Source organism: Rahnella sp. AN3-3W3 (genome assembly GCF_003263545.1).
GTDB lineage: Bacteria > Pseudomonadota > Gammaproteobacteria > Enterobacterales > Enterobacteriaceae > Rahnella > Rahnella variigena.
Window position 1 is genome coordinate 24,969 of record NZ_JYDG01000041.1, and the last position, 20,872, is coordinate 45,840.

Sequence of the window (20,872 nt, forward strand, 5' to 3'; positions counted from 1 at the left end):
AAACGCACATTATTCCGGTCTCACGGGCAGTCCGGCTGCCCTCTTATTCACTGATAGACAGTCTGTGGAGATTCTCATGACCTCTGATTTACAGTGGCAAGCCGCTGAGGCGACAGCAAAACGCATTACTCAAAACTGGGATAAGCCCGGCGAGCCCGGCGGGGCAATCACTCTTTTCGACAGTCAAACACTGCGCGGTTTCGCCACCGGTGGCCTGGCCAACCTGACCACTTCGCAGCCCTTCAGCATAGATTCCGTGGTTCGCTATGCTTCAGTCACCAAGCATATTTTCGCGGCGCTGGCCTTACTGAAAAGTGATGCCGGACTCTCAACGCAAGACCGCCTCGGTCAGTATCTGCCTGACTTGAAACCGCCGATGTCTGAAGTGACTGTCGGTCAGGCACTGGACATGACGGGCGGGTTGCCAGATGTACGCGAAACGCTCTCCCTGCTGGGGATTTCGGTTTATAACGTCAGCGATGCGGAGGCGATTATGGAATTTCTCGCGCAGGACGGCGCGCTGAATTTCCCCGCTGGCACCGAGATTTCCTACAGCAATACCGGTTACCGGCTGGTGGAAGAAATCCTCAGGCGAAAAGGCATTTTGTTTGAAGATTTGCTGGCGGAACACATCGCGCGTCCGCTTGATGTAGCCTTCCGCGCGCCGGAAACCTGGTTTGATATTGTGCCCAATCTGGTGCCCGGTTACTGGCAGGACACGAGCGGCTGGAAAACAGCGGTCGCCGGATTACATCTTTCGGCTTCCGGCAGTCTGACCGGCAGCGTACGGTCGCTTTCCGTCTGGCTGCAAAGCCTGCTGGCAGACAGCGGTCCGGGTGCAGGCGTGCTGAAAGCGCTGACCGCGCAACGCCATCTGCACGGCAATATCCCTTCCGCCTACGGACTGGGAACCACGTCGTCGCAAATCGGTGAACATACGGTTTACGGCCATGGCGGTTCCCATGCAGGATACAAAACCTATTTCCTGCTTCACCCGCAACTGGATGCTGGCATCGCGCTGGTGTCCAACCGTGAAGATACCACCGCCTATACGCACGCACTGGAAGTGATGTCCGTATTACTCGCATCACCGCTTCCTGCCCGCAGCGACGCCCTGCCGGACGGTTTGTATTCCAGCATCGCCGATCCTTACTGGCTGAAAGTCAGTAACGGCACCGCCAGTTATCTCGGTTCCGCCGATAACTTGTATCAGGGCGAAGATGCCGGTGAGGCCATTACACTTTCGGCGCATATGCCGATGCGCTTGCGCTGGAATGGTCATGCCATTGAAGGGGAAATCGGCCACGCGCCACGTTACTTCCGGCCAATCGAGCCCAATGACTGCCTGAAGATGGTTCAGGGGCGCTGGTATCATCCCGAGTCAAAAGCCGCCTTTGATATCGACGGCGACAAACTGCGGACTGGCGTTGGCACTCAGCGCGCCAGCGGCCAGCTAACCTCGCTGGGGGCAGGACGTTTGCTGGTGGAACTTCCAGACGGGCCGTGGAAGAAAACCTTCTGTCTTTATTTCCAGGGCTACAACGTCAAACTCGTCTCGAACCGCAGCCGTGTGCTGAGCTTCCGCCGCGATGAATGCCGCAGCAGCTGGCAACCGGGGCAGTAACACCGGACGATTTACTGCAAAGCCTCCCGTCGCGGAGGCTTTTTTTGTTAACTTCATCACATTTCATTAATACAAACGGATCATCTGGTACATAACCGCACAAAATGTTCAGTCCTTATTTAACAAGGCCTGCAAGCCCGTTTTGCCTGAAATATCCTCACAACACCTCCTGAAAATTAGTTGCCATACGCAACCGTCACTTTTTCATGCTTGTTAATTGAATTAACATCTGGGAAACAAAATTCAATACCCGCTTCATCTGCATGGCATTAAGAAACACATCAAGTGTTCAGCTTATGACGCCGTTGAATTTTAAAGATATTGATTTAATGCAACTATTTTTCCAGATTTTTTTTAAGCAATGTTTTGCTACCGCTACAAGGGATGAGTCTATGTCTGTTAAAAAACACACAGCACGTGCTGTAATTTGTGCTTCCGCTTTATTATTCTCCGCCACTTCTGCTTTCGCCGCCGGGCATCCTCAGCTCGATAACGCGCAGACTGCTAAAGTCATCGACAGCGTAAAAGCGACCATTGCTGAGCAACACAGCACCGGTTGCGTTGCTGTTGTTGATGCGTCTGGTTCATTACTGGCATTCCAGCGTCTGGACGGCTCTCCTGCCGGATGCGTCGAAGCCTCCATCGGTAAAGCACGCACTTCAGCGCTGTATCACGCTCCTTCGCTGAAATTCATGCAGCGCCTGCAAGGCGGTGAAACCACCGTGCTGGCAATCCCGCACGCCGTGGCACTGGGTGGCGGCTTCCCGCTGACCATTGACGGTGAAGTAGTTGGTGCAGTCGGTGTCAGCACACCGAAGCAGGACATCGATAATCAGTCATCAGAAAAAGCGGCCAGCGTCCTGAAATAACAGGCACTTTTAATTACTCCTTCTTGTTGACGGCCACGCCCCCCGTGGCCGTTTTATACGGAACATTTACGGACTTTCAGCATGATCAATCTCTCTCGTCGCCGGTGGATACTCGGCACTGCGGGCGTCATGGTTGCGGGTATCGGTAGCCAGATGCTGGGCGGTGGCGTATTTGCCACCCTCGCCCATGCCGCGCCACCGCTTGCTTCTGCTGTGACAATGCCAGACAGTTTTATGGCACTTTCTAAACAGCTGACCGGCATGGACACGCTCGAACCGCACCTCGCTCAGGCGCTCTACAGCTGGCTGCATCAGTCACAAAATCATCAGTCATCAAATAATACGCAGCTCGACACGCAGCTGGATGCCCTTTCAGCGCTGATCACCACGCACAAAAATGTTGTCGGTGAAGATTTGCATCAGTTGCTGGCCACGCAACCGGCAGAGCTGGCGCAGCTGTATCAGCAACTGGTCAGCGGCTGGTATCTCGGTGTGGTCGGTCAGCCTGGCAGCCAGAAATGTATCGGATTCGAAAATATCGTCAGCTATCAGTTGCTGAAAAATAACCTGCTGCCGCCAAGTTATGCGCCGGGTGAACCGAATTTCTGGGTCAACAAGCCTGCTGCACTGCAACAAAATTCCACGGAGGTGATTGCTCATGGCTGATGCACTGAATGCAGATGTCGTTGTTATTGGTGCGGGTATAGCCGGTTCGCTGGCTGCGCTGAAAATGGTGAAAGCCGGCGTTTCCGTGCTGATGCTCGATTCAGGGCCGGTGATTAAACGCGATGAAGCGGTAGAACTTTTCCGTCAGTCACCGCTGAAAGGCGATTTCACCGAGCCGTATCCGCCCAAACCCTGGGCTCCGCAACCGAAGTTCCAGCCAAAAGATAACAACTATCTGATCCAGAAAGGCCCGGATCTCTATGCTGCGCAATATCTGCGCGGTGTCGGCGGTACGACCTGGCACTGGGCGGGACAGGCGTTCCGTTTGCTGCCAAACGACATGAAGATCAAAACACTGTATGGCGTGGGTCGTGACTGGCCAATCAGCTATGAAGAGCTGGAGCCGTATTACACCGAAGCGGAAATTCAGATGGGGGTTTCGGGTGATGATGCGCTGGACTCCCCGCGCTCACAGCCTTATCCGCTGCCGGGTATTCCGCTACCTTACGGGTTCGACCGCATCAGTAAACGCATTGCCAAACTCGGTTACATCCTGGGTATCGGCCCACAGGCGCGCAACAGTATTCCTTACGATGGCCGTCCTGCCTGCTGTGGCAACAACAACTGTATGCCTGTCTGTCCGATTGACGCGCAATATCACGGCGGTATCTCCGCGCGCAAAGCCATTGAAGCCGGTGTACGCGTGATTGCCAACGCCGTGGTGTACAAAATCGAAGCCAATGACAGCGGTGAAATCGTGGCCGTGCATTATCTCGATGCAGACAAAGTGACCCACAAAGTCACCGGCAAACGCTTCGTGCTGACTGCCAACGGCATCGAAAGCCCGAAACTGCTGCTGATGTCCACCAGTGACAAATACCCGGACGGCATCGCCAACAGTTCCGGTATGGTCGGCCGCAACCTGATGGATCACCCGGGTACTTCCGTTGAATTCTATGCCGATGAACCGGTGTATTTCGGTCGCGGCCCGATGCGTCCCGGCAGTATCAATAATCTGCGTGATGGTGATTTCCGCCGCGAACGCTCTGCGTTACGTATCGACGTCGCCAACACCTCGCCGGTGCGTTATCTGACCGAGCGCCTGGTGCGTCAGGGATATTACGGCAAAGCGCTTAACGACAAACTGACCTACCAGTCCGAGCGTTTTATTCAGCTGAAATGCCTGCTGGAAATGCTGCCGGAGCCTGAAAACCGCGTGGTACTTAGCAAGACCGAGAAAGACGAATGGGGGATCCCGCGTCTGGAGGTTCACTACAAATTCCCGGACTACGTTCACCGCGGCTATGACCAGTCGATGCTCGACTTCCAGAAAATCGTCAAAGAGATGGGCGGCACCGAAGTGGTGTACAGCAAACGTGGCGTTTACGACAACAACCAGCACATTACCGGCACCATGATCATGGGCAGCGACCCGAAAGATTCCGTGGTGGATGGAAATTGCCGTACGCATGACCACCCGAACCTGTTTATTGCCGGTACCGGCATTATGCCTTCTGCTTCGACAGTGAATTCCACGCTGTCCGGAACCGCGCTGGCATTACGTATGGCTGACGCGGTGCTGAAAAGCCTGGCCTGATTTTCTGAGGATTGAGCAATGAAAATGAAATTCGTGCTGGCGGCGCTGCCGATAATGGCAGCAGCCAGCGCCTGGGCTGATGATGCAGCAGGCAATGCGGAGATGATTAAACGCGGTGAATATCTGGCAATAGCCGGTGACTGTACCGCCTGCCACACCGCGCCGGGTGCAGATAAAACCGCGAAGTTCGGCGGCGGTTATCCGCTGGCATCCCCTTTCGGGGTGATTTACGGCACCAATATTTCTTCTGATAAGGAATTTGGTATCGGCAGCTGGAGTGACGATGAGTTCGTCCGCGCGGTGCGTGAAGGCGTTGGCAAAGACGGACAGCAGTTGTATCCGGCAATGCCTTACGATTCATTCACCAAAATGAAACGTGAAGACGTACTGGCGATCAAAGCCTATCTGATGTCGCAACCAGCAGTACATTCCGCCGGGCCGCAAACGGATTTGTCTTTCCCGTTTAACCAGCGCTGGGGCATGCGCGTGTGGAAGATGTTTAACTTCGACAAAGGCGAACTGAAAAACGATCCGTCCAAATCAGCGGACTGGAATCGCGGCGCATATCTGGTGGAAGCGCTGGAACACTGCGGCACCTGCCATACGCCGCGCACGCTGACCATGGGCATGGATACCGATAAAGCGTTTTCCGGCGGTGATTTAGGCTCGTGGGTAGCGTTTAATATCACGCCGGACAAAAATGCCGGGATCGGCAACTGGTCGCAGCAGGAACTGGTGACTTACCTGAAAACCGGTTTTGTGGCGGGCAAAGCGTCAGCTTCCGGTGCAATGTCTGAAGCCATCGAGCACAGTTTGCAACATCTGACAGACAGTGACCTGAACGCGATTGCGACCTATATCCGCTCGGTTCCGGCGATTGCTGATGACAAGCAAACCAAACCGCGCGATGCATGGGGCCAGAAAAATCAGGACGTTTATCCGCTGCGTGCTGAAGGTCAGACAATTGACCAGTCAGCCGCCGCCCTGTTTAATGCCAGCTGCGCAGCCTGTCACGGCAAAGGCGGTGAAGGCAGCGGCGAGGGCTTCCATGCGTATCCGTCGCTGTTCAGTCATACCAGCACCGGTTCTTACGACAACAGAAATCAGGTTTCCGTTATCCTTAATGGCGTGCAGCGTCATATGGATAAGGGCGAAATCATGATGCCGTCGTTTGCCAATCAGCTGAATGACGAGCAGATTGCAACACTGAGTAATTATGTCAGCACGCAATTCGGAAATCCGGCAGCGGCAACTGTCACCGCCAAAGACGTTGCAAAAATGCGTAAAGCGGCTGATCTGAACTATCCGCCGAAAATTGAAGAAGGCACACAGAAGTAATCTGCTTTCTGATAACAAACCAGGGAGCCTTTTAAGGCTCCTTTTTACATTCTGGGATAATGACGTTTCGTACCGAGCGTAGCCAGTGTCAGGATCGAGCTGGCGACCACGCGGTTTTTGCCCTGCCGTTTGGCCTCATATAATGATAAATCCGCCAGTTTTAGCGACTTGCGGATAATCATTCCCGGCAAATACAATGACACGCCCGATGACACCGTCACTTTAAGTTCCCTGCCATCTTCCAGAATGATCACGCAGTTTTCGACTTCCTGGCGAATGCGTTCCGCTATAGCCAGCAGCGTCGGCGGGTCATAAGCCGACGTCATGACCAGAAACTCCTCGCCGCCGTAACGCCCGGCGAAATCTTCATTGCGCGTCAGGTGGCGTAATAAACGTCCTACTTCAATTAATACCCGATCGCCCGCCAGATGCCCGAGGGTATCATTCACCCGTTTGAAGTTATCGATATCGAGCAGAATTAAGCCGCAGGCCTCCCGCTGCGTTTGCCGCTGCGCCAGCCAGTAATCAATACTGGCCCGGTTGTTAATTTGCGTCAGTTCATCAGTCGCCGCCTTCACGCGGATGGTGAACACTTTGCTCATGTAGATTTCTTTATAATTCAGCGCGTGATAACAAAGGATCATGCAGAATGCGGCCACCAGCTGATAAAAAATCAGCGCCGTCCATGGCACCTTAATACCATGCAATCCGGAAACCAGCGCCAGACGGAAAATACCGATCAGCACAATGGTAATGTAAAGTTCACGGTGTTTCCGCCGTTGCCAGACACGGAATAAAAAAAGGGTGCAGAGGATTATTGCGATAAATAGATTATTAAGCGTGAACATACCGCTGAAGAAAAATGCCACGAAATAACTGGATAACCCACTGAGCCAGCCGCCGAAAAAAGTCACTAAAATCATCGGCAACATTTCAAAACTAAATGAAAGGCTGTCCGTTAGCGTCAGCTGATTCCCGCGCAAATAGAGCGACGTGATGCCCGCCACCAGGCCGAAGGCCAGGCGTTTCCAGTACGACCCTTTGAAGGTAAAAGGCTCACTGCGGCTGAGGACAAAAAAGCTGACCGAAAGCGTGGCGTACGTGACACAAATATCCGCATACAGGCTGGTCAGCGAAAATATATCCGGCATAATTAAATGCGTCCTCTCACGCTATTACCTGTCGATTCACGGGTATTAACATAAATATAGATGATGAATGCCTTCATCGTATTCGTATGTGAAATTACTGGCGGCACATCACATTGCCACCCGTTACAATAAAATGAAGACTACGCAGGAAAGTGTTATCGAGTCTTGATTTATATCTACGTAACCCGAGTCAGACCGGCGTAGGCTATGACTTTTCCGGTGACGGAATACCGGGTTATTATCAATTCTTCTCCCCAGGTGGTTTACGCCCTATGAATATCTCAGGAAGTCGCCGCATCAGACTTTTCAGTGCTCTGACCGACGCCTGTTTTCGTGAAAAATATACCTTTCAACGTTTACTCAAAGACGCCATTGCGGGCGTAACTGTCGGGATTATCGCTATCCCTCTTGCGATGGCGCTGGCCATTGGCAGTGGCGTTCCGCCGCAATATGGGCTTTATACCTCAGCGGTAGCCGGGATAATTATCGCTATTTTCGGCGGCTCTCGTTTTAGCGTATCAGGCCCGACCGCGGCATTCGTGGTGATCCTCTATCCGGTTTCGCAGCAATTCGGCTTATCCGGCCTGTTGCTGGCGACACTGATGTCAGGCTTTATGTTGCTGCTGATGGGGCTGGCGCGTTTTGGCAGGCTGATTGAATATATCCCGTTGCCCGTCACGCTCGGCTTTACCTCCGGCATTGCGATTACCATCGGGACGATGCAGTTCAAGGATTTCTTTGGTCTGACGATGGCGACGGTGCCTGAACATTATCTGAGTAAAGTGGCCGCGCTGGTGATGGCATTGCCGACGCTGGATATGGGTGATGCGGCGATTGGCATTGTGACGCTCGGGGTCTTAATCCTCTGGCCGAAACTGGGATTGCGCGTTCCCGGCCATCTTCCGGCGCTGCTGGCAGGTTGCGCGGTAATGGCGATTTTCATGCAGGCCGGACATCCGGTTGCGACTATCGGTTCCCGCTTTCATTTCCTGTTACCGGATGGCTCGCAAGGTAACGGCATCCCGCCTATCTTGCCGCAATTCGCCCTGCCGTGGACTCAACCCGATGGCAGCGGACTGAGCTGGTCTCTGGTGCAGGCGCTGCTGCCCGCTGCGTTCTCCATGGCAATGCTCGGCGCAATTGAATCGTTACTGTGCGCCGTGGTTCTCGATGGGATGACCGGCAAGAAACACCATTCGGACAATGAGCTGATCGGTCAGGGTATTGGCAATATGGTCAGCCCGTTCTTTGGCGGCATTACGGCGACGGCGGCCATTGCCCGATCCGCCGCTAACGTTCGTGCCGGTGCGACATCGCCGGTGTCTGCGATGATCCACTCGTTGCTGGTGATCCTCGCCCTGCTTATTCTCGCGCCGCTGCTTTCATGGTTACCGCTGGCGGCGATGGCCGCGCTGCTGCTGATGGTGGCGTGGAATATGAGCGAGGCGCATAAAGTGGTGGATATCCTGCGCCGCGCACCGAAAGACGACATTCTGGTGATGCTGACATGCATGAGCCTGACGGTGCTGTTTGATATGGTGATCGCCATTACTGCCGGTATCGTGATGGCGTCTTTACTGTTTATGCGTCGGATAGCGAAACTGACGCGGCTGACGGAAGTCCCTGGCGAAACGGCGGAAAATACGCTGGTACTGCGTGTTAACGGTCCGCTGTTCTTCGCTGCGGCTGAGCGCCTGTTCAGTGAATTACAGGCACGCAGTTCCGGTAAACAAGTGATTGTCTTGCTGTGGGATCGTGTGGCTGTTCTTGATGCCGGTGGTGTTAACGCGTTGCAGCACTATATCGACGGCTTACCGGAAGGTACCGAACTGCGGCTTGCCGAAATCCCCTTCCAGCCACTGAAAACCATGGCCCGTGCCAGAATGCATCCGGTTGAAGGAAAACTCAGTTTCTATAGTTCTCTGCAGGATGCCCTTCACAATCAGCACTAAACGAAAAGGCGACCCGAAGGTCGCCTTTGTTTTATCTGGCTGAGACAGATTATTTGCTGGTATCGAGTGCCGGGAAGCTTTTCACCAGATCGTCGATAGCTTTCATTTGCACCAGGAAAGGCTCCAGTTTGTCCAGCGGCAATGCAGAGGGACCGTCGCATTTCGCGTGTTCCGGATCTTCGTGCGCTTCGATGAACAGGCCTGCAATACCGACCGCCATACCCGCACGTGCCAGTTCTGCTACCTGAGCACGACGACCGCCGGATGCTGCGCCAAACGGGTCACGTGTTTGCAGTGCGTGAGTCACGTCGAAGATGACCGGATGACCGCCAGTGGCGTTGATCATTACGTTCATACCCAGCATGTCGACAACCAGATTGTCGTAACCAAAGTTGCTGCCACGATCGCACAGGATAACCTGATCGTTGCCGCCCTCTTTGAATTTATCAACGATGTTACCCATCTGACCCGGGCTGACGAATTGTGGTTTTTTGACGTTAATGACAGCGCCGGTTTTCGCCATGGCTTCAACCAGATCAGTCTGACGCGCCAGGAACGCTGGCAGCTGGATCACGTCAACCACTTCAGAAACAGGCTGTGCCTGCCAGGATTCGTGAACGTCAGTAATGATTTTTACACCAAAAGCTTTTTTCAGTTCCTGGAAGATTTTCATACCTTCATCCAGGCCCGGACCGCGGTAAGAATGAATAGATGAGCGGTTGGCTTTATCGAAAGACGCTTTGAACACGTAAGGAATACCGAGTTTCTGGGTCACGGTGACGTAATGTTCACAGACGCGCATCGCCATATCGCGAGATTCCAGTACGTTCATCCCGCCGAACAACACAAACGGCATATCGTTGGCGACTTTGATGTCCTGAATGCTAACCACTTTATGTTTCATACTTTGGCCTTTTAGTAAAAAATCCTTCATCTGAATCTGCCACAACTGGCTGTTTTATCAACATTTATCAGATGGAACGAGAGGTAATTATAAATTAATGCAGTGTCACTTGCTTGTGCTCAATCGAGTGGATCTGCACTTTAATCACTTCTGAAATCGGGTCTTCCGGGCACTGTTCAACGAAATAGTTAAGATCGTTGATCGCCACATGATCACATTCCAGCTGGGCGTATATCAGCCCGCGGTCACGGATTTCATACGGGTCTTCCGGGTCGAACTGTAATACGGTTTCACTGGCACGAAGAGCCAGTTCAAACTGTTTTTCTTCCATCAGTGCGGCTTTAAGCGTGTCGAGCATTTTACGCACGATAAGCGTGTTTTCCGCTTCATCGAGATCATCATCTTCGATTTCCGCCGTCACGCCCAGATTGCCTTTCAGCCACACATTGAGCATGTGTTCATTGAGCGTGTCGCCGTTGATAGGATTGAGCAGCCACATTTCTTCATCGAGCCAGTCGGCACGCATGATAAGTTGTGTCGGGAAAATAACCGGCATTAGCGGCAGATCAAGCTCATGCGCGATATGCAGGAAAATCACCCCCAGCGAAACCGGGGTTCCCTGGCGTGATGACAATACTTTGTCTATCCAGATGGCGTCAGACAGGCGATAAACGCCCCCCGCGCCACCAAAACCCCAGGTACGGTAAAACAGTTCAATCAACACTTCGAGCTGCTGATCCTGATCAAGATCCGCAGGAACGACGCTGCGCGCTTCATCAACCAGCAATTGCAACTGATGGCGAACTTCGTCCGGATTAAAATCAAAACGCACGGATTCTGTTACTTTGATCACCCCGGCACTGAGCCGGGCGGTGTTAAATTCAAAATCAGCAAGGGTACTCATAGTTATCCCATTAGCAGCGGTATTTTCGTCAGCGCCAGTTTAAGAATCACATACAGGCAAGCAAGCGCCAGGATAAAGGCCAGCCAGCGGGTTTTCTGACTCACTGGTCGCTTGCTCAGGGCTACAAAACCCAACGCAATATAGATAATAACGCCAAAAATCTTTTCGGTCAGCCAGGTTCCCTGTGGGCTGAACGGATAAAAGTGTGTTATGAAGATAAGCGAAATACCACTTAATAGCAGTAAAGTATCCACAATATGTGGAACAACCTTCACCCAGCGTTTCTGCATCATAGCAGAACCCGCCCATTTCCAAAAAAATCGCAGGACAAACAGAGTAATGCTCAGCGTGATTGTCAGCAAATGCAGATTTTTAATCCAGACATACGACGCCATTGTCTGTTTCCTTTCTGTCAGTTGTTCTTAAAGAGTGATGCTCTTAGAAATTGATGATGCGTCGTTATGGCTGCCATTGTCCGAGACTGACACGATCATTACCGCCATAATCTTTGATGGTCATCACCTGCTGATAGCCGGCATCCTGGAAAAGTCTTTGTACATCCGCCGCCTGTTGCCAGCCATGTTCAAGCAATAACCAGCCGCCTTTCTGAAGATACGCGGGTGCAGCGGCAATAATATGTGCGAGATCAGCCAGACCGGCATTATCTGCCACCAGTGCGCTCGCGGGCTCAAAACGCACATCTCCCTGAAACAGATGCGAGTCTGTGGCATCAATATAAGGGGGATTACTGGCAATCAGCGCAAAACGTTCTCCGGCAACCGGCGTAAACCAGCTGCCCTGCAAAAACTGCGCATTCAGGATACTTAGCTTCTGTGCATTGTGTTGCGCCAGGCTGACAGCATCGGGTTGCAGATCAATCCCGGTGACCTGGCAGTCAGGCCGTTCACTGGCTAAAGCCAGCGCGATGGCACCGGTGCCGGTTCCTAAATCGAGAATACTGACAGGTTCAGACGGCAGACGTTCCAGCGCCTGTTCGACCAGACATTCGGTATCAGGACGAGGAATTAACGTGGCAGGAGAAACAGAGAGAGGCAGCGACCAGAATTCGCGTTCGCCGGTCAGATACGCAACCGGCTCACCCTGCTCACGTCGCGCCAGCAGGATTTCGAGCTGTTGAAGCTGTTCAGCGGAAAGTTGTGTTTCACCAAAAGCCATGATGAAAGTTCTTGCCCGGCCAGTCACAAAGCCGAGCAGGATTTCCGCATCACGTTTCGGGCTTTCACCCGCAGCCAGACGACCGGTGGCGTCACGCAGCCAGGACTGAAAATCCATCAATCCTGCTCTGAAAGTGCGGCGAGCTGATCGGCCTGATACTCCTGCACGATCGGCTGGATAAGACTGTCCAGTTTACCTTCCATCACTTCATCCAGACGATAAATAGTCAGGTTGATACGGTGATCGGTAACGCGACCCTGCGGGAAATTGTAGGTGCGGTTACGGTCTGAACGATCGCCGCTGCCGAGCAGGTTACGGCGCGTTGAAGACTCTTCAGCCTGACGTTTCGCCATTTCAGCAGCACGGATACGCGCCCCCAACACTGACATCGCTTTGGCTTTGTTTTTGTGCTGAGAACGTTCGTCCTGACATTCCACCACGATACCGGTGGGAATGTGCGTAATACGGATAGCCGAATCGGTGGTATTAACGTGCTGACCGCCCGCGCCCGATGAACGGAACGTATCGATACGCAAATCACCGGCGTTGATTTCTGGCAGTTCGGCTTCAGGAATTTCTGGCAACACCGCCACGGTACAGGCGGAGGTATGAATACGCCCCTGAGATTCGGTTTCCGGTACACGCTGAACGCGATGACCACCTGACTCAAATTTGAACTGGCCGTAAGCACCTTCGCCACTGATTTTGGCGATCACTTCTTTATAACCGCCGTGCTCACCTTCACTGGCGCTCACGATCTCTACACGCCAGCGACGCATTTCGGCGTAGCGGCTGTACATACGGAATAAGTCACCGGCGAAAATAGCCGCCTCATCACCGCCGGTTCCCGCACGAATTTCCAGGAAACAACCGCGTTCATCGTCCGGATCTTTTGGCAGTAACAGAAGCTGTAATTTTTCTTCGAGTTCTTCGATATTGGCTTTGCACTCTTTGATTTCATCCTGCGCCATTTCGCGCATTTCTTTATCATTAAGAGCAGGATCGTTGAGCATCATCTCAGCGGTTTCTAAATCTTCCTGTGCCTGACGCCAGGCCAGAAAACATTCAGAAACAGCCGTTAACTGTGAATATTCGCGGGAAAGACTGCGGAATTTATCCTGATCGGCAATGACGCTGGCATCGCCAAGCATCGCCTGCACTTCTTCGTGGCGCTCTTGTAACGCTTCCAGTTTGGCAACAATAGAAGGCTTCATGCGTGGTGTTTAACCCTATGAGAAAAGGAGAACTATTGCTGACCCAGCCCGAGGCTGTCGCGTAAAATTTGCAAACGCTCCACATCACCGTCGCTGGCTGCCTGTTGCAGAGAACGGGTTGGCGCGTGAATAAGGCGGTTTGTCAATTTATGGGCTAATTCATGGATCACCGCTTCGACGTCAGCGCCCTGCGCAATGGCGGCGAGAGCTTTTGCTTGTGCGTCGGCGCGAATAATATCAGCACGTGAGCGATAATCACGAATAATTTCAACGGCTCCCTGCGAACGCAGCCAGGCCATGAAGTTTGAACTCTCCTGCTCCACGATAGTTTCAGCCTGAATGGCCGCCGCTTTGCGTTGTGCAAGATTGTTTTGAATAATGCTGTGCAGGTCATCGACGCTGTACAGATAGACGTTCGCCAGTTTGCCGACTTCCGGTTCGATATCACGCGGAACGGCGATATCCACCATCAGCATTGGCTGGTTACGGCGGGCTTTTAATGCACGCTCGACCATACCTTTACCGATAATCGGCAACGGACTGGCGGTGGAACTGATTATGATGTCGGCTTCAGCGAGGCGGGAATCAATATCCTGCAGGCTGATCACTTCCGCGTCCACTTCCGTCGCCAGCGACTGCGCACGTTCGCGCGTACGGTTGGCAATCATCATGTGACGCACATTATGCTGATGAAGATGACGCGCAACCAGTTCGATGGTTTCACCCGCACCGACCAGCAACACATTCACATCTGAAAGGGATTCGAAAATCTGGCGCGCCAGCGTACAGGCAGCGAACGCCACAGAGACGGCGCTGGCACCGATATCCGTTTCAGTACGGACACGCTTGGCCACCGAGAAGGATTTCTGGAACAGACGTTCCAGTTCACCGGAAACGGCCTGACCGTTTTGCGATTCCGCAAAGGCTTTCTTCACCTGCCCGAGAATTTGCGGCTCACCGAGAACCAGCGAATCCAGTCCGCTGGCGACGCGCATCAGATGGCTGACGGCTTCATTATCATGATGCCAGTAAAGGCTTTTGCGGACTTCATCTTCACTCAGATGATGGTAATCGCATAACCACTTAACCAGCTGTTCCTGCAGATTTTCCTGCTGCTCAACGCTGAGATACAACTCAGTGCGGTTACAGGTAGACAACACGACTCCGCCCTGCACCAGCGGTTGCTGGAGCAGACTGGAAAGCGCCTGATCGAGAGTCTCGGGTGAAAATGTTACCCGTTCACGCAGAGACACCGGGGCTGTTTTGTGGTTGATACCTAATGCAAGCAGGGTCATATCGGGAGCGGTTATCGGCTTATACTTTATAATAGTATGGGTTTACGTCTGCTGCGCATTCTACAAGATGCGCGAGATCAATAAAAGGCGAACAGCACCTTCGGTTAAATCCTTTTACACATCAGCATTGTCCCAAAACGAATTGATCGCCGATCATCTGCGCAGGGTTGAGATCATCCAACGCTTCTGCTGTGCTAAACTGACGCACGCCACATTTGCCCTGGCATCCCATTTCGCCAAAGCACAAAGGATTTTATCTGTTATGCCAATGCGTAAAGCACACTTTGTCCGCCTTCTTCCTCTTGCAAGCTTAGTGCTTGCCGCCTGTTCGATTAACGCGCCGAAAGGCCCGGCGACCAGCCCGACTTCTCCGCAGTGGCGTGAACATGAAGCTCAGGTTAAACAGCTCGAGCATTATCAGACCCGCGGTTCTTTCGCTTATCTTTCCGATAAACAGAAAGTCTATGCCCGCTTCTTCTGGCAACAATATTCCCCGGACAGCTACCGTTTATTGCTGACCAATCCGCTGGGCAGCACCGAAATGGAGCTTAAAGTGCAAAGTGGTATTGCGCAGCTGACCAATAATGAAGGCAAACACTACACCAGTGATAATCCAGATGACATGATCCAGAAGCTGACCGGCATGTCGATCCCGCTGGCTAATCTGCGTCTTTGGATGCTTGGCCTGCCAGGTGATGGCACCGATTTCACGCTCGACAGCCAGTACCGTCTGTCTCAGGTTAAATTTACGCAGAACGGCAAAGCGGGCACTGTGGTCTATCAGAGCTATGACGATGACGCCAAACCTTCCCTGCCGCAGCGTCTGGAAATGACTCAGGGCGAACAGCGTATCAAACTGAAAATGGATAACTGGACGCTAAACTGAGATGACGCAGCAATTGTGGCCTTCTCCGGCTAAACTCAATTTGTTCCTTTATATCACCGGGCAGCGTCCGAATGGCTACCATGATTTGCAGACACTGTTTCAGTTTGTCGATTACGGTGACAGCCTGAGTTTTAACGTTCGTGACGACGGCGACATCGTCCTGACCACCCCGGTTGAGGGTGTGGCTGCCGAAGATAATCTGGTGGTGCGCGCCGCGCGTTTATTGCAGCAGCATGCGGGCACGCCTCAGGGAGCCGATATTGCGCTGCAAAAACGTATTCCGATGGGCGGCGGTCTGGGCGGCGGTTCTTCTAACGCTGCGACCGTGCTGGTGGCGCTGAATACGATCTGGAATTGCGGGCTTTCCGATACTGAACTGGCGCAACTGGGTGTAACGCTGGGTGCGGATGTGCCGGTGTTTGTGATGGGGCATGCAGCTTTTGCCGAAGGCATCGGCGAGATTTTACAGCCGGTCGAACCGGCGGAAAAATGGTATCTGATTGCACATCCGGGCGTCAGTATTCCAACGCCGGTGATTTTCGGCGATCCCGAGCTGACCAGAAATACACCAAAACGCCCTGTTAATGTGCTTTTGGACACGCCTTACGCAAATGATTGCGAACCGATTGCGAGAAAACGTTTTTACGAGGTTGAACAGCTACTTTCTTGGCTGTTAGAATACGCGCCGTCGCGACTGACCGGGACAGGTGCTTGTGTGTTTGCAGAATTCGACACTGAGTTTGCCGCCCGTCAGGTTTTGGACAAAATGCCATCGTGGAGTCGGGGTTTTGTCGCGCAAGGTGTTAATATTTCGCCGTTGCACCGTTTTCGCGAAGTCTGGTTGAGAACTGCGGGCAAAGCGTAGAGAGTCACAGCAGTTTTGTGTCTGTTCTTTGCCAGCCAATTATTCAACAGATTTAAGTAGTAAGATTTAGAAGTATCGTGAGCATAATGCTTTGGTACCGCTCACCGCCCGGTGGTACCAAAAGCCAATGTCTTCCCTGGACGCAAGCCTGAGGTTCTTCTCGTGCCTGATATGAAGCTTTTTGCTGGTAACGCCACCCCGGAACTAGCACAACGTATTGCCAACCGTTTATACACCAGCCTTGGTGACGCCGCCGTCAGTCGTTTCAGCGACGGTGAAGTAAGCGTGCAAATTAACGAAAATGTACGTGGCGGAGATATTTTCATTATCCAGTCCACCTGCGCGCCTACTAACGATAACCTGATGGAACTGGTCGTCATGGTTGATGCCTTACGCCGCGCCTCCGCTGGTCGTATCACAGCCGTTATTCCTTACTTCGGCTATGCACGTCAGGATCGCCGGGTGCGTTCTGCCCGAGTGCCAATCACCGCTAAAGTTGTTGCTGACTTCCTGTCGAGCGTTGGCGTTGACCGTGTTCTGACTGTAGACCTGCATGCAGAGCAAATTCAGGGCTTCTTCGATGTACCTGTAGACAACGTATTCGGCAGCCCTATCCTGCTCGAAGACATGCTGCAACAGAACCTGGAAAACCCGATTGTGGTTTCTCCGGACATCGGCGGTGTTGTTCGCGCCCGTGCCGTAGCAAAACTGCTGAACGATACCGACATGGCTATCATCGATAAACGTCGTCCACGCGCAAACGTTTCTCAGGTGATGCACATTATCGGTGACGTAGCTGGCCGTGACTGCGTACTGGTCGATGATATGATCGACACCGGTGGTACGCTTTGTAAAGCCGCTGAAGCACTGAAAGAACGCGGTGCTAAACGCGTATTCGCTTACGCTACCCACCCGATTTTCTCCGGCAATGCAGTGGAAAACATCAAGAACTCCGTTATCGACGAAGTGATTGTGTGCGACACCATTCCACTGTCCGCAGAAATCCGCGCACTGAAAAAAGTGCGTACCCTGACCCTGTCAGGCATGCTGGCTGAGGCTATCCGCCGCATCAGCAACGAAGAATCCATTTCTGCGATGTTCGAGCATTAATCATCACGCCCCTGTTTCAGGGGCGTTTTGTTTTGCCTGAATGCGTTTTGCCATGAACAGAAATGCAAAAACCGTTATCGCGCGAGCGACAACGGTTTTTTTATTCTTTATAAAATATTGTTTATAAAACGTTGTTTAAGAGACTCAGGAATGGCGATGTGATTTGCTGTTCGCGCAGCGGGAATCAAAGTGGCGAACCCACCAGTAACGGTCTGCGACACGTTCATGCCCGCCGACTCTCGCTCCTGCCACCCATAAAATAGCACCGACAAAAATACTGCCGATCGCGCCATGGGCCAGGAATTGCGGCAACCCGAGTTCAGGCATCTGGTTCAAAATCGAATAACCAACACCACCGACCATTGTGAGTAAACCGAGTCCCATCAGGCCATTGCCGATCATTCGTGCGGTTTTACGTTTCATAAGTCACCTCCAGTTGTCGATAGTCTTAGCATCATTGCTGTCTTGTCTTTTCTTGTCTTTTCCTGCCTTTAACTATAGACGTCCCATCCGGTTCACTTTGCGGCAGCGATCACAGAGAGAGAACATTGAACGACAAATCTTTACGTTTTCCAGACATATAGGTTCGAAAGGTTAATAGTAAGCACAATGAACTATTCAATATTTTGCGTAACTGGCACGAATTATTCTTTGTGATGTTTGGCACAGTGAAACGCGACAGGTAAACTAGCCCGCTAAACCTCACCGGATAAAGAAGCGAAAATCGTGAGCAGCATTAAATTGATCGTTGGACTGGCCAATCCCGGCGCAGAATACGCCCAGACCCGCCATAACGCAGGCGCCTGGTATGTTGATCTTCTCGCCCGTCAGCACAACCAACAGCTGAAAGAAGAAAGTAAGTTTTTTGGTTACACTGCGCGTCTGTCGCTGGCCGGTCAGGACGTCCGTCTGCTGGTGCCGACCACCTTTATGAACCTCAGCGGCAAAGCGGTTCTGGCGATGGCGCAGTTCTACCGCATCGAGCCGGACGAGATTCTGGTCGCGCATGATGAGCTGGATATCCCTCCGGGCATGGCGAAAATCAAACTTGGCGGCGGTAACGGCGGTCACAACGGTCTGAAAGATATTCAGAGCAAATTCGGTAACAACCCGAATTTCTACCGTTTGCGTATCGGAATCGGCCATCCGGGCGATAAAAGCAAAGTAGTGGGATTTGTGCTGGGCAAGCCGCCAGCCAGTGAACAGAAGCTGATTGATGATGCGATTGATGAGTCATTGCGCTGCACTGAATTGCTGATGAAGGAAGGTCTTGAAAAAACCATGCGTCGTCTGCATACCTTTAAAGCCGAGCTTTAACGCGCATTTCCGGCAAGCAAGATGAAACGCGGGCGCAACTTTTGCGCCCGTTTTCTTTATATGAACAGAAGAACAAAATCCAGACGTTCAGAGCGGCTCGTCGAAACGCAGTAAACGTCCGGCGTTACCCAGCACCAGCAACGTGCTGAGATTATGCAGCAATGCGGCGATCAGTACGCCCGCCACGCCGAGCAATCCCATTGCAGCAGCAGCCATCACCACCAGCGTCCAGCCCAGTCCGATGAATACGTTGATTTTCAGCGTCCGGCGGCACGCACGGCTCAGGCGCACACACGTGCCGAGACGACGTAAATCGCTGCCGATCAGCACCACATCGGCAGAGGCCAGCGCGATATCACTGCCACCTGCGCCCATCGCAATCCCCACCACGCCAGCCTTCAGCGCCAGAGAATCATTGATGCCGTCACCGACCACCATCGGACGGTAGCCCTGGGCAATTTCAGCGGAGACCTGATGCAGTTTATCTTCCGGTAAAGCCTGAGCGATCACATCACTGATGCCCAGTTCACCGGCAATACGATGCGCCACACTGGCGCGATCGCCGGTCAGTAAAAGCTGTCGTTGCAGCCCCAACTGACGCAGTTCGGCTAACGCAGTCTGCGCTTCAGGCCGTAAAGAATCTGCCAGCAGCAACCAGCCAAGAAAACGCCCGTTCAGCGCCAGACCGACCAGCGGCCCGTCATGCTCAGGGACATCACTCACTGCGACGTTGTTCTGACTGAAAAACGCCGGACGACCCAGCAATGCCTCGCCCTGCGCAGTTTGCGCCCGCACGCCCATGCCCTGCTGTTCTGAAAAAGCTTCCAGTGGTAAATATTGTTCGCGAGGAAATAACTTCGCCAGCGCGCGGCTGACCGGATGGCTGCTGGCCGCGCCGAGACTGGCCGCCAGAACAAGCACCGTATCCGGGGATTCGTTTTCCTCCAGCACCGTTTGTTGCAGATGCAGTTCGCCGTGCGTCAGCGTGCCGGTTTTATCCACCACAATGGCGTTGAGATCGGCCAATTCTTCCAGAAAAGCAGAGCTGCGGATCAGGATCCCGTGACGCGCCGCGACAGCAATACCGGCAATTGCAGTGGCGGGTGCGGAAAGCACCAGCGCACATGGACAGGCCGCCACCAGCACCGCCAGCATGGCGTGGGCATCGCGCGTGATGAACCAGGTCGCCGCCGCGATCAGCAAAATCAGCACAAGATATTGCCCGGCATAACGCTCGAGCAGACGGGTGATCGGCGGTTTGGCATGTTCAGCTTTTTGCATCAGCGCAATCACTTTACCCAGCGTGGCATCCGCGCCGGTTCGCGTGACTTCAACAGACAGCAATCCGTCGAGATTAATGGCACCACCAAAAACATCGTCTCCTGCACGGGCTTCCTGTGGCACGGATTCGCCAGTGATAGGCGCAGTATCCAGACTGGCACTGCCGGAGATGACACGCCCGTCGGCGGGCAACCGGTCGCCAGCGCGGACTTCAACCCGGTCGCCGGTTCGTAGCTCATGGTTGTCGATCTCTTCAATCTCACCATCGGGCAAAATCCGCCGTGCGCGGCTGCGGGTCAGACGGCTGAGCGCATCAATGGCTTCCTGCGAACCGATCACACTGCGCTCTTCCAGAATATGACCAAAAATCATAATGCCCGGCAGCAATGCGGCGGTCATCAGGTCGCCGGTCGCCCACGCGCCGAGCATCGCCAGCGCAATCAGCTGATCGGTAACGCCGTGCAAACTCGGGCTGCGCAAGCTGTAAATCGCCGAACGCAATACCGGCACCGCCACCAGCAAAGACGCCACGCCGAACAGAATCTGCCCGACATCGCTTTGCTGCGGGAACAGCCACTGCCAGATCCAGCCGCACAGGAGCAAACCGAACGCGGTCATCGCCAGAAGCAGCTGCACCGCCATACTCCGCTGTTCATGACGCGTCAGCAGCACGCTTTTCGCTGCCGGTTCTTCAGAAGTAAAAGAAGTCACAGGGCAAATACC

19 protein-coding genes are annotated in these 20,872 nt (G+C 53.2%); 10 read left to right on the forward strand and 9 right to left on the reverse strand.

From position 1 onward, the window contains the following. The first annotated feature begins 76 nt into the window (after positions 1-76). From UC15_RS12195 to UC15_RS12215, 5 genes are all read left to right on the forward strand, one after another. Positions 77-1,624 (forward strand): serine hydrolase, encoded by a 1,548-nt coding sequence (locus tag UC15_RS12195; RefSeq protein WP_112288697.1) that lies wholly within the window; start codon positions 77-79, stop codon positions 1,622-1,624. 392 nt (positions 1,625-2,016) lie between these two features. Next, positions 2,017-2,493 (forward strand): heme-binding protein, encoded by a 477-nt coding sequence (locus UC15_RS12200; RefSeq protein ID WP_112288698.1) that lies wholly within the window; start codon positions 2,017-2,019, stop codon positions 2,491-2,493. Positions 2,494-2,574: 81 nt separating this feature from the next. Beyond that, the gene (locus UC15_RS12205; RefSeq protein ID WP_112288699.1) at positions 2,575-3,159 is read left to right on the forward strand and encodes a sugar dehydrogenase complex small subunit; all 585 of its coding nucleotides are present in this window, start codon (positions 2,575-2,577) and stop codon (positions 3,157-3,159) included. Continuing rightward, complete coding sequence (locus UC15_RS12210; protein ID WP_112288700.1) at positions 3,152-4,756, forward strand: GMC family oxidoreductase; 1,605 nt, start codon at positions 3,152-3,154, stop codon at positions 4,754-4,756. The genes UC15_RS12205 and UC15_RS12210 overlap by 8 nt, the downstream gene beginning before the upstream one ends. 18 nt (positions 4,757-4,774) lie before the next feature. Next, complete coding sequence (locus UC15_RS12215; RefSeq protein ID WP_112288701.1) at positions 4,775-6,094, forward strand: cytochrome c; 1,320 nt, start codon at positions 4,775-4,777, stop codon at positions 6,092-6,094. A 44-nt stretch (positions 6,095-6,138) separates the two neighbouring features. On the opposite strand, the gene UC15_RS12220 is transcribed toward UC15_RS12215, so the two are convergent. Continuing rightward, entirely contained in the window at positions 6,139-7,245 is a 1,107-nt protein-coding gene (locus UC15_RS12220) for a GGDEF domain-containing protein (protein WP_112288702.1), read from the reverse strand. 272 nt (positions 7,246-7,517) lie between these two features. Here UC15_RS12220 and dauA point away from each other — a divergent pair, with 272 nt between their 5' ends. Next, entirely contained in the window at positions 7,518-9,197 is a 1,680-nt protein-coding gene (gene dauA, locus UC15_RS12225; RefSeq protein WP_112288703.1) for a C4-dicarboxylic acid transporter DauA, read from the forward strand. A 49-nt stretch (positions 9,198-9,246) separates the two neighbouring features. On the opposite strand, the gene kdsA is transcribed toward dauA, so the two are convergent. The 6 genes from kdsA to hemA all read right to left on the reverse strand — a co-directional run bounded on the left by kdsA (position 9,247) and on the right by hemA (position 14,690). Then, positions 9,247-10,101, reverse strand: coding sequence for a 3-deoxy-8-phosphooctulonate synthase (gene kdsA / locus UC15_RS12230; protein ID WP_112288704.1), 855 nt, complete (start codon positions 10,099-10,101; stop codon positions 9,247-9,249). A 94-nt stretch (positions 10,102-10,195) separates the two neighbouring features. Then, entirely contained in the window at positions 10,196-11,005 is an 810-nt protein-coding gene (gene sirB1, locus UC15_RS12235) for an invasion regulator SirB1 (protein WP_112288705.1), read from the reverse strand. A gap of 2 nt (positions 11,006-11,007) precedes the next feature. Beyond that, positions 11,008-11,400, reverse strand: a complete 393-nt coding sequence (locus tag UC15_RS12240) for a SirB2 family protein (protein ID WP_112288706.1) — start codon at positions 11,398-11,400, stop codon at positions 11,008-11,010. A gap of 64 nt (positions 11,401-11,464) precedes the next feature. Continuing rightward, positions 11,465-12,298 (reverse strand): peptide chain release factor N(5)-glutamine methyltransferase, encoded by an 834-nt coding sequence (gene prmC, locus UC15_RS12245; protein ID WP_112288707.1) that lies wholly within the window; start codon positions 12,296-12,298, stop codon positions 11,465-11,467. Further along, positions 12,298-13,395 carry a peptide chain release factor 1 gene (prfA, locus tag UC15_RS12250; RefSeq protein WP_112288708.1) on the reverse strand — a complete coding sequence of 366 codons (1,098 nt, stop codon included), beginning with the start codon at positions 13,393-13,395 and terminating at the stop codon, positions 12,298-12,300. Before prfA ends, prmC begins: the two co-directional genes overlap by 1 nt. Positions 13,396-13,427: 32 nt before the next feature. Beyond that, positions 13,428-14,690, reverse strand: coding sequence for a glutamyl-tRNA reductase (gene hemA / locus UC15_RS12255; RefSeq protein ID WP_112288709.1), 1,263 nt, complete (start codon positions 14,688-14,690; stop codon positions 13,428-13,430). A 262-nt stretch (positions 14,691-14,952) separates the two neighbouring features. Between hemA and lolB the strand changes: the two genes are divergently transcribed. The 3 genes from lolB (at position 14,953) to prs (ending at position 17,551) form a co-directional block, all read left to right on the forward strand. After that, positions 14,953-15,576, forward strand: a complete 624-nt coding sequence (gene lolB, locus UC15_RS12260; RefSeq protein ID WP_112288710.1) for a lipoprotein insertase outer membrane protein LolB — start codon at positions 14,953-14,955, stop codon at positions 15,574-15,576. 1 nt (position 15,577) lies between these two features. After that, complete coding sequence (gene ispE / locus UC15_RS12265; protein ID WP_112288711.1) at positions 15,578-16,441, forward strand: 4-(cytidine 5'-diphospho)-2-C-methyl-D-erythritol kinase; 864 nt, start codon at positions 15,578-15,580, stop codon at positions 16,439-16,441. 162 nt (positions 16,442-16,603) lie between these two features. After that, a complete protein-coding gene (gene prs, locus UC15_RS12270) occupies positions 16,604-17,551 on the forward strand; it encodes a ribose-phosphate diphosphokinase (RefSeq protein ID WP_013575591.1) in 948 nt (315 codons plus the stop codon). A gap of 144 nt (positions 17,552-17,695) precedes the next feature. Here the strand turns inward: prs and ychH are convergent, their stop codons facing one another. Further along, a complete protein-coding gene (gene ychH / locus UC15_RS12275) occupies positions 17,696-17,974 on the reverse strand; it encodes a stress-induced protein YchH (protein WP_112288712.1) in 279 nt (92 codons plus the stop codon). Between the two features lie 303 nt (positions 17,975-18,277). Here ychH and pth point away from each other — a divergent pair, with 303 nt between their 5' ends. Beyond that, a complete protein-coding gene (gene pth, locus UC15_RS12280; protein ID WP_037034067.1) occupies positions 18,278-18,868 on the forward strand; it encodes an aminoacyl-tRNA hydrolase in 591 nt (196 codons plus the stop codon). Positions 18,869-18,955: 87 nt separating this feature from the next. On the opposite strand, the gene UC15_RS12285 is transcribed toward pth, so the two are convergent. Next, positions 18,956-20,860, reverse strand: a complete 1,905-nt coding sequence (locus tag UC15_RS12285) for a cation-translocating P-type ATPase (RefSeq protein WP_112288713.1) — start codon at positions 20,858-20,860, stop codon at positions 18,956-18,958. Between the last annotated feature and the right edge of the window lie 12 nt (positions 20,861-20,872).